The organism is Pseudomonas iridis (assembly GCF_017980685.1).
Taxonomy (GTDB): domain Bacteria; phylum Pseudomonadota; class Gammaproteobacteria; order Pseudomonadales; family Pseudomonadaceae; genus Aquipseudomonas; species Aquipseudomonas iridis.
The window spans coordinates 44847-58888 of sequence record NZ_JACXXO010000023.1 but is presented as its reverse complement, the minus strand read 5'-3'; the positions used below and the strand labels follow the sequence as shown (position 1 = coordinate 58888).

The window sequence follows — 14042 nt, the reverse complement described above, 5'->3', positions numbered from 1 at the left end:
TTTCATCCGGTCAATGGCTCAGCAGGGTAACCAGCTGGTCGAACCGGCTGTTGGCCACCCAACCCAGCAGGCCCATCACTACGGCGGTTGCCCCCGCCGAGTAGGCCAGACGATGTTTGATCGTTCTGACGTCACTGCGGACTTCGTCCATGTCCCGTCGAATATATTTGAGGTGGGTTTCCAGTTCGGTCACACGAGGTTCCATATCAACTTCTCCAGTGGTCTTCTTGAAATCGGACTGGTGATTCGCGCGACATCCGGCGAGGGGTGCAATCGGATTCACTGGCATTCTGGCTTCACGACTTGGCATGGAGATATCCATCTGCTGCTTCAAACCCCTGCCTGCAATATTTGCCCTCTTTCCAATTGTTAAAACCCTTGGAGTAACCTCTCATTACGTGCACGTCCTTGTGTAGTCGGATTGATGATTGATACCGCTCGCACACGGTGTACCAACTGTCATGCCGGGTCAATTAAGCCGTTTCCTCATGTTTTGTAAGAAAAAATACCGCTGCGTAGGACGCCTTAGCCAGACGAAGGATTTATTTGCCATTCTCAGGGCTTTTTTGCGCGCCACGGTGGTCAAGATGTTTCAACCGATTCAATTCAGGGAGTGACACTATGAGTGAACGCCGGGCACTGTTGATTCTGCATGGCAAGCAGGCACTCAACGAGGCGGTTCGCACCGCGGTCGAGGACAAACGCGAGCAAGGCTGGGAATTGGCGGTGCGCCTGACATGGGAGGCGGGGGATGCCCAGCGCTGGGTCGAGCAAGCATTGGCGGACGGGTACACGAAAATTATCGCTGGCGGCGGAGACGGTACGTTGCGCGACATCGCCGAAGCCCTTGCGGCCCACCCGGGGAAAGCCAGTCTTGTCCTTTTGCCCTTGGGTACCGCTAACGATTTTTCCCGCGCAGCGGGGATTCCGCTGGAGCCGGCCGAGGCGCTTGAACTCCTCGATGTACCGCCGCGTGACATTGATCTGGGTGAAGTGGGCGGGCAAATTTTCCTCAACATGGCCACCGGCGGTTTTGGCAGTCAGGTCACGGCCAATACTTCAGAGGATCTGAAAAAGGTACTGGGCGGGGCGGCTTATCTGTTCACTGGTTTGACCCGGTTCAGCGAACTGCACGCCGCTTATGGCGAGCTGCAGGGGCCGGATTTCCACTGGAGTGGCGAGCTGCTGGCGTTGGGCATAGGCAATGGTCGCCAGGCTGGCGGCGGGCATGTTTTATGCCCGCAGGCGATGGCTGACGACGGGTTGCTGGATATCAGCATCCTGCCAGCGCCGCAAGAATTGGTGGGGACATTGAAAAACCTGCTCAGCGATGGATTCGGCATCGACAGTATGTTTGTCCGAACCCGCTTGCCTTGGGTTGAAATCAAGGTAGCCGAGGGTCTTTACATCAATCTTGACGGGGAACCTCTGGAGGGTGACAGCATGCGCTTCGAGGCGCGCCCGGCGGCGTTGCAGATACACCTGCCGAAGGACTCGCCGCTGTTGAGCGAAAATCTGGCGCTCAATCGTCCAGACTGATGATCTGTTCGCGTACGGCGAACAGCACCAGGCCCGCCACATCGTAGATTTGCAGGCGCTTCATGATCTGCGAGCGGTGGGTCTCGACAGTTTTGATGCTCAAGCCCAGGCCATTGGCAATTTCCCGGGTGGATTTCCCACGCACGATCAGCCGCAGGATTTCCAGTTGTCGGGCCGTGAGGTTGTGCGATTCGGCGATTTCCGGCTGCTTCTGATTGCGAGTCAGTGCCTGATTGATAACGGTGTGGGCGATGGCCGGACTCAGGTAACGCTCGTTATTGCGCAAGGCTTCCAGGGCGTGTTCGAGCTCGGTGGCCGTGGTGTCTTTAAGAAGATAGCCGTGAGCGCCGCACTCCAATGCCTGCATGATCAATGCAGGATCGGTGTGCATCGACAGAATCAGCACTTTGCTCTGTGGCCGCACCCGTTTGAGTCGTTGCAGGGCTTCCAGGCCGCCGGTTTGCTTCATGGAAATATCCAACAGCACGATGTCGGGGCTGAGCTGCTCGACCATTTCGAGCAGCTGCGAGCCATCATTGGCTTCGCCAATAACCGCGTAACCGGGAATATCCAGCACCAGAGCGCGAACGCCGGCCCTGATCAGCGAGTGGTCATCCACCAGAAGTAAGTTGCAAGTCAACGCATAACCTTATTCGTACTGGCCCGCTCGAGTGCCCGCGGCGCCCAGGGGAGAAGTGCTTCGATTTGAGTGCCTTTGCCAGGCTCGCTGGTAACGCTAAGGGTGCCACCCAATTGCTCGATTCGTTCGGCCATCCCGGCCATGCCCCGCTGTCCTTCACGACCTGGATTGGCTGCCGGGGCGAACCCCAGACCGTCATCACTGATCAGCAGCGTCAAGCCTTTCGGCAGGCGCTGCACGCGTATCAGCAGGTTTTTCGCCTGTGCATGACGCAAAATATTGGTGACGGCTTCCTGGGTGATGCGAAAAGCGGCGACCGCCATTTCTTCCGGAATGCCATTGAGGCGCTGCTGGCAATCGAGACTCCAGTGCACGCTGGTGTTGGTCAATGTCTTGAGCAGATGCGCTCGCAGGCTGGCCTCAAGACCGAGGCTGGTCAACTGGCGGGGATTGAGAATGGCCGATACATCGCGCACTTTGTTTAGCGTCTCTTCGAGGGTTTCGCAAAGTGTGGTGCAGTGTTCCTGCAAATCTTCCGGCATGCGTCGTTTGAGCCATTCGCCTTGCAGCTTGGCGGCGGTCAGCAATTGGCCGATATCATCGTGCAATTCGCGGCTGAGGCGGTGACGCTCGTTTTCCTGGACTTCCAGCAGCCGGTCAGCAAGTTCCTGTGGCTGGAATTTTATCGATTTGCGTGACAGCCGGTATTGAACCCAGACACACGCGGTGGCGGCAATGTTCAGTAACAGAACGCCCAGGTAAAGTTGCGCGGAAAACCCGTAGGTCAGCAGGCTGCCAAGGGCTGCCGCGACGCACAGTATGAGTGTGAACCGACGCGCATTTTCCCGGGAGGGAGGCCATGTAGTGATTGACTTGAGGCTGGCGTACATAACGGATGGAGCCAATGGATGTTCGCTGCGGGTAGACCGGCCGGTGGCTGGCAGGTCTCTGTCTGTAAAGGGTGCCAATAATGCTAAGAATTTCAACGTGATTCAGTGAATGTACAGGATCACCAACTTCGGGTGGATGCCTTTCTCTGGAGTCACTGTGCCATTAACTTGGAAGCAATTAGTGGGCGGCATAATACCACTTAAGATACCGTTGGTCGCGTTTGCTATATATGTCCAATGGGTCAGGAAATACGGCATGTTGGACGCGAGTTCCATAATGGAAATATCGATATATTGAGTTGGATTGATATCTGCATTGCCAGAAGTTGGAACTCTTCAGACACAGGCAAACCCCTAGCCCGGCAGGAGATACACGCTGTTGTCCGGTGTGAATATTTATTTGATTTGTCGCTGGCAGATACGAGTTATGCAATTACGACAATGAGGGTGTGGTCCGGCAACCTCGACGATCACCGTCATGCCGAATCAGGCCTGTCGTTGCGAATAGTTCAGCAATGGCAAGCGGTTGGTTTTCAGCGCTGGTTGAAACTGAGTTTGTCCGACGTGAGCGGCAAATGCTTCGAGCAGTGAGGTCTGTTCGGTTTTATCGAGGCTCAGTTGCCCGGTTTTATGATCGACCAGTTCAAGCTGCCAGGCCATCAGTGTGAAGCATTCCTTAAGCGCATCCAGGGCCTGTTCGTGCAGATCCACGTGATCCTGTGCCAGATCGAGCAGGCCGTAGATATGCAGGGAAAACTCGGAAATCGCCTCAAGCGCCAGAGCTTCAGCCCTGCTTGCGAGTTTGAGGAGGGTGCTGAGCATGCAGTCGATAGCATCTTTGTCATTGCTGATCATCTGCAGATGGCTGAGGCATTCTTCGGACTTGGCCAGGAGCGTTTCAGCCTCGACAAGAAATTCCGGGAAGCGTTGCGCCCACTCTTTACGGTCGATCGGCATGCTTATCTCCACAACATCATGGCTACTGAGGGGATGCCGTGTGTGACGACGATCGTGGATCGTCGGGAGATCGCGCCCAGACGTGCAGGAGCACAGACTGAGAGGTTCCAGAGGGTTTTTTTCCGCTGAACTGCGATCGCACACAATAGCCTGACTCCGTTCATGCAATGAGAATGGCGTCACATTAATGGCTATTGGATATTGCGAATATCAGGTTGGGCCTGATTGTTACTAGGGGAATCCCTTAGACGCGGGAACCTACAGTGCAAACCGTGGTCGCGCCGCAAAGACTTTAGCAGATGAAAAACTCAACGCCAGTAAAGCATGATGTTAATGTGACATCAATGCCCCGATATGGCATTTTGAAAGCGATTTCCATGGGGATCAAGATTCGGCATTCGTAGCCGATAACCCCTCTTAGTGAATTCATCAGAACAAGCCCAGGAGTCATTGATGGCCGGCATTCTCGACACGGTAGACCAACGCACGCAACTGGTGGGTGAGAATCGCCTGGAAATTCTCATGTTTCGACTGGCCGGGCGCCAGTTGTTTGCGATCAACGTGTTCAAGGTTCAGGAAGTGCTGCAACTGCCGAAGCTGACCCTGATGCCTCAGCGTCACCCGTTTGTCTGCGGTGTGGTCAACCTGCGCGGGCAGACGTTGCCAGTGATCGATCTTTCGCAAGCGATCGGCATGCGTCCATTGGTGCCGAGCCCGACGAGCACCATCATCGTCACCGAATACAACCGCTCGGTGCAGGCCTTCCTCGTTGGTGGTGTAGATCGCATCGTCAACATGAACTGGGAAGCCATTCTGCCGCCACCGGCCAGCGCCGGCCGTCAGCACTACCTGACGGCGATCAGCAAGGTCGACGATCAACTGGTGGAAATCATCGACGTCGAGAAAGTCCTCGCCGAGATCGTTCCGTACAACGCCAAAGTCTCGCGCGAAAAACTCGATGATCCGGTCCTGGAGCGCGCCCGTGGCCGCGAAGTGCTGCTGGTGGACGACTCCAATGTGGCGCTCTCGCAGTTGCGTGACACCCTTGGACAGCTCGGCGTGAAAATGCACATTGCCAGCGACGGCTTGAAGGCGCTGAACATGCTCAAAGCCTGGGCCGACACCGGCGTGAACATGACCGACAAACTGCTGATGGTGTTCACCGACGCGGAAATGCCGGAAATGGACGGCTATCGCCTGACTACCGAAATACGCAATGACCCACGCCTGCGCGGTCTGTACGTGGTGCTGCACACATCCCTGTCCGGCAGTTTCAACGAATCCATGGTGAAGAAGGTCGGCTGCGACAACTTCCTCTCCAAGTTCCAGCCGGACAAACTGGTCGATGTGGTACGCCAACGCCTGATGCTTGATGAAGTCCCGGCCTGATCACAACACCACAACTTCCGTAGGAGCTGTCGAGTGAAACGAGGCTGCGATCTTTTGATCTTTAAAAACCAGGTCATAAGATCGCAGCGTGCCGCAGCTCCTGCATGGATTGCCAGCAGTATCCAAACTCTGTCTTTGATTACCCGCTGAAGCTCGTATAGGGTGGCTTTTTTTGCCCACCAGGGAGTTGGCCATGCTGCGTCTGAGCGCGCTTTATCGTTATCCGTTGAAATCCGGCAAGGGCGAGGTTCTGCAAGGGATCGACCTGGACAAGCTGGGGCTTGATGGCGATCGACGCTGGATGCTGGTGGACGAAGCCAGCGGCCGTTTCCTGACTCAGCGCGCCGAAGCGAAAATGAGCCAGCTGTCAGCGCTGTGGAATGCCCACGGCGGCCTGACCCTGAGTGCGCCAGAACGTGCTTCGATCGAAATCGACTTGCCCGGTAACGACGCCGAACTTCGCGGCGTGACCATTTGGCGAGACACCTTGCGGGTGCCGGATGCAGGGGATGAGGCGGCGCAATGGGTCAGTGATTTCATTGGTAAACCGACCCGTCTGGTGCAAATGCCTCTGGATCGCGCGCGCATGACTCAAGCCGGTTTTGGCAAGGATGACGATCAGGTCGCGTTAGCCGACGGTTTTCCGTTGTTGCTGATCGGTGAGGCATCGCTGCAGCATTTGTCGCAGGAAGTCGGACGACCGCTGGAAATGCTGCGTTTTCGGCCGAATCTGGTGATAGAAGGCAGTGAGGCCTATGCCGAGGATGGCTGGAAGCGGATTCGCATTGGCGACGTCGAGTTCCGCGTGGTCAAGCCGTGCTCACGCTGCATCCTCACCACCATCGACCCGCAAACCGGTGAGCGCAGCGCTGACCGCGAACCGCTGGCGACGTTGCAAAAGACCCGCGCGCAGGCTGACGGTGCGATGTTCGGGCAGAACCTGGTGAATGACAGCAACGGTCGTCTTGAGGTCGGAATGCCGGTCGAGATTCTCGAGTAACCCGTCACTGAAACAAAAAATGCCCGTGTCCTTGGACACGGGCATTTTCATTGGTGCTTCGAAACCAGCGGTTTAGCCGCGGTATTCGCACAGGTAAGCCGTGTCGACGGCGACTTTCAGCTGGAACTTGCTGTTGGCCGGTACGTTGAACTGGCTGCCGGCGGCGAAGGTTTCCCAGTCGGTGCTGTCTGGCAGTTTGACCGTCAGTGCGCCGGATACCACGTGCATGATTTCACGCTGGGCAGTGCCGAATTCGTATTCGCCCGGGGCCATGACGCCGATGGTCGCCGGACCTTCAGCGGTGCCAAAGGCGATCGACTTGACGGTGCCGTCGAAGTACTCGTTGACTTTAAACATGGGCGATTCCTCGAAAAGGGCTAAAAAGTGGGGCGGCCAGTATGCACAAGGCTTTCAACGCCGTCACCTGCCCGGCGCCTGTCCGGCAAGTCGAGAATTGACCCTAGAGTGGCAATACCAAAGGCAACAGCCGCGCCGTATTGCGTGCGTCCTCCAACGCCCGATGTTGCTGGCCGCTGAACTGCATGCCAGCGAGTGCAAGCGCACCGTTGAGCCCCAGCGGCCGCTCCAGACGCCGGGCTTTGGCAAAGCGTTGCTTGAGGTTCATGTGCGGCACTTTGCTCAATCCGCTGTCGATTTGCAGGCGCTGCCATTCCTGCAACAACTGCTTGCGGTCGTAATCGCCCCAACTGGCCCAGCCTTCAAGGCGTGACTGATGCTGAGCAAGCCAGCGTTCGAACGCCGGCCAAACTTCGTTCAAGGTTTGTGCCGCGTCGATATTGGCCTGGGTGATGTGCGTGAGCTGGCGACAGAAGGGCGTCAACAAGGGGCGCCGTGTCGGTTTGACGAAGCGCTGAAAGTGATCTTGCTCACGTCCTGCACGATCGACCAGCGTGGCGCCGATCTCGATGATTTCCATTTCCGTGACCGGCCAGCCGCCCTCATCGGTGGTAGCTTCCAGATCAATGACCAGCCAGTGTGGCATCGCAGGGTTCCTGATTTCCGCGTTCTGATAATTCAGAGCGTAGTCAAACCCCGCGGATGCGCTCGGGCGACTACTCGACCTGCAACAGAACCTGACGATTTTTTACCTGATCGCCGACCTTGACCTGCACCCGCTTGAGCACGCCGTCGATGCCGGCCGTGAGCGGATGCTCCATTTTCATTGCCTCCAGCACCACCAGCAATTGACCCTTGCTGACCGCACTGCCTTCGCTGACGAGTACGTCGACAATGGCACCGTCCATCGGCGCCTTCAAGGTGCCGGAACTGACGCTGGTCTGACTGCCGATCACCGCGTGAGTTCGATCCTCCAGGTGCAGACTGCCGGGATGGGTGAACAGCCAGAGTTGCCCGGCATCGAGGCGATAGGCGTGGCGTTGGCGCAAGCCATCGATTTCAAGTGTCACCGAGCATGCGCTGTGATCGATGAGTTTCAGTTCGAGGACGCGTTCAGCGATTTGCACCTCAATCACATCCCCTGCGCACCTGAGCAGTTGCGCGGTCCAGTTCTGTTCATCAAGACCCAGCCGATAATGCAGCGGCACGCTGGCGTTGTTGCGCCAGCCGTTTAATGGCGCGCGGTGTTGTTGCGCCGATGCCAGATAAAACAGCACGGCTGCGATGGCCAGTTCTTCGGCACTCGGCGTGTGTGTATGCAGGCTTTGGTGATCGCTGAAATGCTGGGGAATGAATCCAGTGCTGAATTCACCGCTGATGAATTGTGGATGTTGCAACAGACTTTCGAGCAAGCGCTGATTGCTTTGCACGCCCAGCAACACCGTGTCCTGCACCGCGCGCAGCAGTTTGCGCCGGGCCTCTTCACGGGTGGCACCGTGAGCGATCAGTTTGCCGAGCATCGGGTCATAGAACGGGCTGACCGTTTGACCTTCATGCAAACCATGGTCAATCCGCGCGCCGTGCTGCAACGCGGGTTCCCATCCTTGGATGCGCCCGGTTTGCGGCAGAAAATCTTGTGCAGGATCTTCAGCATAAAGCCGCACTTCCATGGCATGGCCATTGAGTTGGACTTGCGCTTGCGTCAACGGCAGAGGCCGCCCCTCGGCCACCGACAATTGCCAGGCGACCAGATCGAGTCCGGTGATCAACTCGGTCACCGGGTGCTCGACCTGCAGGCGGGTGTTCATCTCAAGGAAGTAGAACTGCCCGCGCGCGTCGAGCAAAAACTCCACGGTGCCGGCGCCGACATAATTCACTGCGCGGCCGGCCTTCAGTGCGGCTTCGCCCATGGCTTGGCGCAACTCGGCGGTCATCACCGGGCAGGGCGCTTCTTCGATGACTTTTTGGTGGCGACGCTGGATCGAACAGTCGCGTTCGCCGAGATAAATCAGGTTGCCGTGGTGATCGCCAAACAGTTGCACTTCGACGTGCCGCGGGTCGATCAGCGCTTGTTCGAGAATCAATTCGGCGCTGCCAAATGCATTCAGGGCTTCAGAGCGTGCCGTGCGAAGTTGCGCCGGCAAATTCGCAGCGTTGTGCACCAACCGCATACCGCGGCCGCCACCTCCGGCACTGGCCTTGATCATCAGCGGGTAGCCGATGCGTTCGGCTTCGCTCAGCAAGGTGGCGTCGTCCTGCGCTGCACCTTGATAGCCGGCAATGCACGGCACGCCGGCGTCGAGCATGGCGATTTTTGACAAGCGTTTGCTGCCCATCAATTCGATGGCGTCGGCACTTGGGCCGATGAAAATCAGGCCGGCCTGTTCGCAGGCGCGGGCGAACTCGGCGTTTTCCGAGAGAAAACCATAGCCAGGGTGGATCGCATCGGCGCCGCTGCGGCGAGCGGCGTCGAGAATGGCCGGTACGTTCAGATAGGACTGCAGCACGGGGGGCGGACCGATCGGCACGGCTTGATCAGCCATTTGTACGTGCAGCGCATCGGTGTCGGCGTCGCTGAAGACGGCGACGGTGCGGTAGCCCAGGGCCTGTGCGGTGCGCTGGATACGGCAGGCGATTTCACCGCGGTTGGCGATCAGGATCTTCTGGATGGCGGGCATGGGCTGTTCCCTCGAAAGTTGCGGTGTATGTGCTGGCCTCTTCGCGAGCAGGTTCTCTCCCACATTTGGAATGCTTTCCCTTGTGGGAGCGAGCCTGCTCGCGAAGCTTTTAGGTGGCCCAGCCCGGTTTGCGTTTTTGCATGAACGCCATGGTGCCCTCGATGCCTTCAGCACCTGTCACCGCTTCGCTGAACCACTGCGCCGCCTCATCCAGCAACTCAGTCGATGGTTGCCCGGCACTGGCCAGCAGAAGTTGTTTGGTGACGGCATTCGCCTCCGGCGCGCAACACAAGACATGCTGCAACACCTCATCCAGCCGCTCTGCCAATGCTTGCCCATCCTGCTCGACAAAATGCACGACCCCCAAACGCCGCGCCTGATGACCATCGAAACGCGCAGCGGTCAATGCCAGTCTGCGTGTCTCAGTCAATCCAATGCGTTGCACCACAAACGGCGCGATCTGCGCTGGCAGCAGACCGAGGCTGGTTTCCGGCAGACCGAATTGCGCTTTGTGATCAGCCATCGCCACGTCGCTGACACAGGCCAGTCCAAACCCGCCGCCCATCACCGCGCCTTGCAGCACGCAGATCAACACTTGCGGCGCGTGCTGGGCTTCCTCCAGCAGCGCGCCGAACGCCCGGTTCAAATCCCGGTAAGCCTCGGCACCCTCGGCGCGGGCATTGGCCATGTCCTTGATGTCGCCGCCGGCACAGAAATGACCGCCGCTACCGCTGAGCACCAAGGCGCGGACAGCACGGTCATCGCGAACGGCCGCCAACACCGCGCGCAATTCGCTGACCATTTGCAGGCTCATCGCATTGCGGCTGTCCGGGCGATTGAGGGTGATGTGCAGCACTCCGCCATGCAGTTCCAAAAGCAGCGTCTGGCAATCGGGCAGGCCACTCATTTCTTTTTCCCCGGCAGAATGCCCATCAGTTTGCAGATGATCCCCAGCATGATTTCGTCGGCGCCGCCGCCAATCGATACCAGCCGCACATCGCGATAGGCGCGGGCCACCGGGTTGTCCCACATGAAGCCCATGCCGCCCCAGTATTGCAGGCAACTGTCGCTGACTTCGCGGCCGAGCCGGCCGGCCTTGAGCTTGGCCATCGATGCCAGTCGGGTAACGTCCTGACCGCGAATGTATTGCTCGGTAGCCTGATAGACCAGCGCGCGCAGGCATTCGATTTCAGTCTGCAATTCGGCGAGGCGGAAATGGATGACCTGATTGTCGATCAGCGCATTGCCGAAGGTTTTGCGTTCCTTGCAATACTCGATGGTGCTGTCGACGCAATATTCCAGGCCCTTGATCATGTTCGCCGCGCCGAACAGGCGTTCTTCCTGAAACTGCAACATCTGCATCATGAAGCCGGCGCCTTCGTGGCCGATGCGGTTGCGTTGCGGCACGCGGACATCGTCGAAAAACACCTGTGCGGTTTCCGAGCTGCGCATGCCGAGCTTGTCCAGATGCGAGCTGAGGCTGATCCCCGGCGTGGTCATCGGCACCATGATCAGCGACTTGTTGATGTGCGGCTTGTCGTCCGAAGTGTTGGCCAGCAGGCAGATGAAGTCAGCGCTCGGCGAGTTGGTGATCCACATCTTGCTGCCGTTGATCACGTAGTCGTCACCGTCCTTGCGCGCCGTGGTTTTCAACCCGGCAACGTCCGAACCGGCACCGACTTCCGACACGCCGATGCAGCCAACCTGCTCGCCGGTGATCGCCGGGCGAAGGAACTCTTCGCGCAGTTCATCCGAGCCGAACCGCGCCAGCGCCGGGGTGCACATGTCGGTCTGTACACCAATCGACATCGGGATACCGCCGCAGTGAATGGTGCCGAATTCTTCGGCCGCGACAATCGAGTAGCTGTAATCAAGGCCCATGCCGCCGAATTTTTCCGGTTTGGAAATGCCCAGCAGGCCGAGGTCGCCGGCCTTGCGGAATATTTCGTGGATCGGAAAGCGTCCGGCCTTTTCCCATTCATCGACGTGCGGGTTGATCTCGTGTTCGACAAACTGGCGGACGGTGCGGCGCAGTGCTTCGTGTTCCGGTGTGAAGATCATTTTTATTGTTCTCCGTAAGATCCGTGGCCGTCAGAAGCGGCTGACGCCGAAGCTGTTGGGTTGCAGTGCGCGAATGTCGGCTTCGTGGCAAATATCCAGCAAGTACCCGAGCAGGGTGCGAGTGTCGCGCGGGTCGATCAAACCGTCGTCCCACAGGTTGGCACTGCCATACAGCGCGGTGGACTGGCTGTCGAGTTTCTGCGCGGTGACCTGTTCGAGCATGTCGAGCATTTTCGGGTCCGGCACCAGACCATCCTTGTGCTGTTTGGCTTCGGTGACGATGCGCAACACCTTGCCAGCCTGTGCGCCGCCCATCACCGCCGTGCGGCTGTTGGGCCAGGCGAAAATGAACCGTGGATCGAGGCCGCGCCCACACATCGCATAGTTGCCGGCACCGTAGGAGCCGCCGACGACCATTGTCAGTTTAGGCACCCGTGCGTTGGCCACCGCCTGAATCAGTTTCGAACCGTGTTTGATCACCCCTTGCTGCTCGGACTCGGTGCCGACCATGAATCCCGTGGTGTTATGGAAGAACAGCAGCGGCGTCTGGCTCTGATCACACAGTTGAATGAACTGCGCAGCTTTGCTCGCACCCTTTGGCGTGATCGGGCCGTTGTTGCCGATGAAGCCGCAGGCGCGACCCTGGATTTTCAGTTGGCCGCAAATGGTTTGCTGGTCGAACTCGCCCTTGAACTCGAGGAAGTTCGATTCGTCAGCGATCCGCGCAATGATTTCGCGCACGTCGTAAGGTTTTTTTGGATCGTCCGGGATCAAGCCGAGCAATTCCTCGACAGGGTAGAGCGGCTCTTTGTATTGTGGCTCCGGTAGCCACGGCAGTTGCTCGTTCCATGGCAGCATCCGCAGAATCTCGCGCACTTGTCGCACGCCATCGGCGTCGTTCTCGGCCAGATACTCGGCCGTGCCGGCAACCTGCGCGTGCATCTCGGCGCCGCCCAGTTCTTCATCGGTCGCCACTTCGCCGGTCGCGGCTTTGAGCAGCGGGGGGCCGGCGAGAAACAGCTTGGCCTTGCCGCGCACCACCACCACGTAATCCGACAAACCCGGTTGATAGGCGCCGCCCGCCGTAGCCGAGCCATGCACCACGGTGATCTGCGGCAAACCCATCGCTGACATGCGTGCCTGATTGGCAAAGCTGCGCGCACCCTCGACGAAAATCTCCGCTGCGTAGTTGAGGTTGGCACCACCGCTTTCGGCGAGGGTGATGACCGGCAGTTTGTTTTCCTGGGCGATCTGTTGCAGGCGCAGAGATTTTTTCAGGCCACTTGGCGAGATCGTGCCGCCCTTGATTGCGCTGTTGTTGGCGACGACCATTGCGCGTATGCCGGACACGTAACCGATGCCCGCGATCAAGCCGCCACCGGCCGCGCTGCCGTCCTTGTCGTCATGCAGTTTGTAACCGGCGAGGCTGGCCAGCTCGAGAAAAGGTGCGCCGGGGTCGAGCAGCAGATTGAGGCGTTCGCGGGGCAGCAATTGCCCGCGTTTGTCGAATCTCGCCTTGGCTTCGGCGGCCTTGTTCAGCAGGTTCTGTTCGAGTTGCTGCACTTGCTCGATGGCGGTAAGCATCGCCGCACGGTTGCGGGCGAACGCCTCGCTGTGCGGGTCGAGTCGGGACTGGATCTGCGTCATGGCTTACTCCTTGTCCTTGAGCACATCGGGAAGGTAGGCCCGGTGAAAACCATTGAACGACTCACTATGAGACGCCTTGTGCAACGGCCAGGCCCGACTGCCGAGGCTGGCCGCACCATCGATTTTCAAGGTACTGCCACTGATGAACGCCGCCGCCGGACTGAGCAGAAACACGATCGCCGCGCTGACTTCCGATTCGGTACCAATGCGCTTGAGCGGCACATGTTCGCGCAGGGTCGGGATCACCGCTTTGAACGCGCCTTCGTAGGTGTCCATGCCGCTGGAGGCAATCCAGCCCGGCGCCACCGCGTTGACCCGCACCCCGGCGTAACCCCACTCGAACGCGGCGGTTTTGGTGAAATTGTCCATGCCCGCACGCGCCGCGCCCGAATGGCCCATGCCGGGCATGCCCCCCCACATGTCGGCGAGCATGTTGACGATGTTGCCGCCGTGTTTGCTCATCGACTGGTTGAACACTTCCCGCGCCATCAGAAAACCGCCGACCAGGTTGGTGCGCAGTACGGTTTCGAAACCTTTCTGATTGATCGAAGCCAGCGGCGCGGGGTATTGGCCGCCGGCATTATTGACCAATCCATGGATCGGCCCGTGTTCAGCGATCAATTCGCTGACCAGTTGTCTGACCGCTTCCTCATCGCGAATATCGCAAGCCTGCCAATGCGCGCAACCACCGTCCTCGGCAATTTCGGCGGCGACTTTTTGCAGCTTTTCAGGTTTGCGCCCGACCAGCAGCACATGGGCGCCGAGCGCTGCCAGTTCATGAGCGGTGCAGCGCCCGATGCCGCTGCCGCCGCCGGTGACGATGATGGTCTGGCCGCGGAACAAATCGGCATTGAAAATCGACGCGTAAGCCATGCAAGCCACCC

General features: G+C 58.6%; 14 protein-coding genes. 3 read left to right on the top strand and 11 right to left on the bottom strand.

Features of this window, described 5'->3' with window-relative positions:
• Positions 1-10: 10 nt before the first annotated feature.
• The gene (locus IEQ42_RS25295) at positions 11-310 is read right to left on the bottom strand and encodes a hypothetical protein (RefSeq protein WP_210705923.1); all 300 of its coding nucleotides are present in this window, start codon (positions 308-310) and stop codon (positions 11-13) included.
• Between the two features lie 311 nt (positions 311-621).
• Between IEQ42_RS25295 and yegS the strand changes: the two genes are divergently transcribed.
• Positions 622-1539: a lipid kinase YegS gene (yegS, locus tag IEQ42_RS25290; RefSeq protein WP_210705922.1), complete on the top strand. Its 918-nt coding sequence runs from the start codon at positions 622-624 to the stop codon at positions 1537-1539.
• Here yegS and IEQ42_RS25285 read toward each other — a convergent pair.
• The 3 genes from IEQ42_RS25285 to IEQ42_RS25275 all read right to left on the bottom strand — a co-directional run bounded on the left by IEQ42_RS25285 (position 1523) and on the right by IEQ42_RS25275 (position 4026).
• Complete coding sequence (locus IEQ42_RS25285) at positions 1523-2179, bottom strand: response regulator (RefSeq protein WP_210705921.1); 657 nt, start codon at positions 2177-2179, stop codon at positions 1523-1525. The genes yegS and IEQ42_RS25285 overlap by 17 nt on opposite strands.
• Entirely contained in the window at positions 2176-3069 is an 894-nt protein-coding gene (locus tag IEQ42_RS25280; RefSeq protein ID WP_210705936.1) for a sensor histidine kinase, read from the bottom strand. The genes IEQ42_RS25285 and IEQ42_RS25280 overlap by 4 nt, the downstream gene beginning before the upstream one ends.
• A gap of 486 nt (positions 3070-3555) precedes the next feature.
• Positions 3556-4026 (bottom strand): hypothetical protein, encoded by a 471-nt coding sequence (locus tag IEQ42_RS25275; RefSeq protein ID WP_210705920.1) that lies wholly within the window; start codon positions 4024-4026, stop codon positions 3556-3558.
• Positions 4027-4479: 453 nt separating this feature from the next.
• Between IEQ42_RS25275 and IEQ42_RS25270 the strand changes: the two genes are divergently transcribed.
• Together IEQ42_RS25270 and IEQ42_RS25265 are read left to right on the top strand one after the other, a co-directional pair.
• A complete protein-coding gene (locus IEQ42_RS25270; RefSeq protein ID WP_042560229.1) occupies positions 4480-5415 on the top strand; it encodes a chemotaxis protein CheV in 936 nt (311 codons plus the stop codon).
• Between the two features lie 193 nt (positions 5416-5608).
• Complete coding sequence (locus IEQ42_RS25265; RefSeq protein WP_210705919.1) at positions 5609-6415, top strand: MOSC domain-containing protein; 807 nt, start codon at positions 5609-5611, stop codon at positions 6413-6415.
• Positions 6416-6487: 72 nt separating this feature from the next.
• On the opposite strand, the gene ppnP is transcribed toward IEQ42_RS25265, so the two are convergent.
• The 7 genes from ppnP to IEQ42_RS25230 all read right to left on the bottom strand — a co-directional run bounded on the left by ppnP (position 6488) and on the right by IEQ42_RS25230 (position 14031).
• On the bottom strand, positions 6488-6772 hold the full coding sequence (gene ppnP, locus IEQ42_RS25260) for a pyrimidine/purine nucleoside phosphorylase (protein WP_003183665.1): 285 nt from the start codon (positions 6770-6772) through the stop codon (positions 6488-6490).
• Positions 6773-6875: 103 nt separating this feature from the next.
• Positions 6876-7418, bottom strand: coding sequence for a 3'-5' exonuclease (locus IEQ42_RS25255; RefSeq protein ID WP_042560227.1), 543 nt, complete (start codon positions 7416-7418; stop codon positions 6876-6878).
• A gap of 70 nt (positions 7419-7488) precedes the next feature.
• Positions 7489-9450: an acetyl/propionyl/methylcrotonyl-CoA carboxylase subunit alpha gene (locus tag IEQ42_RS25250; protein ID WP_210705918.1), complete on the bottom strand. Its 1962-nt coding sequence runs from the start codon at positions 9448-9450 to the stop codon at positions 7489-7491.
• Between the two features lie 109 nt (positions 9451-9559).
• Positions 9560-10357, bottom strand: a complete 798-nt coding sequence (locus IEQ42_RS25245) for an enoyl-CoA hydratase/isomerase family protein (RefSeq protein ID WP_210705917.1) — start codon at positions 10355-10357, stop codon at positions 9560-9562.
• Positions 10354-11511 (bottom strand): acyl-CoA dehydrogenase family protein, encoded by a 1158-nt coding sequence (gene atuD / locus IEQ42_RS25240; RefSeq protein ID WP_210705916.1) that lies wholly within the window; start codon positions 11509-11511, stop codon positions 10354-10356. Before atuD ends, IEQ42_RS25245 begins: the two co-directional genes overlap by 4 nt.
• A gap of 30 nt (positions 11512-11541) precedes the next feature.
• Positions 11542-13158 carry an acyl-CoA carboxylase subunit beta gene (atuC, locus tag IEQ42_RS25235; protein ID WP_210705915.1) on the bottom strand — a complete coding sequence of 539 codons (1617 nt, stop codon included), beginning with the start codon at positions 13156-13158 and terminating at the stop codon, positions 11542-11544.
• A gap of 3 nt (positions 13159-13161) precedes the next feature.
• A complete protein-coding gene (locus tag IEQ42_RS25230) occupies positions 13162-14031 on the bottom strand; it encodes an SDR family oxidoreductase (protein ID WP_210705914.1) in 870 nt (289 codons plus the stop codon).
• Between the last annotated feature and the right edge of the window lie 11 nt (positions 14032-14042).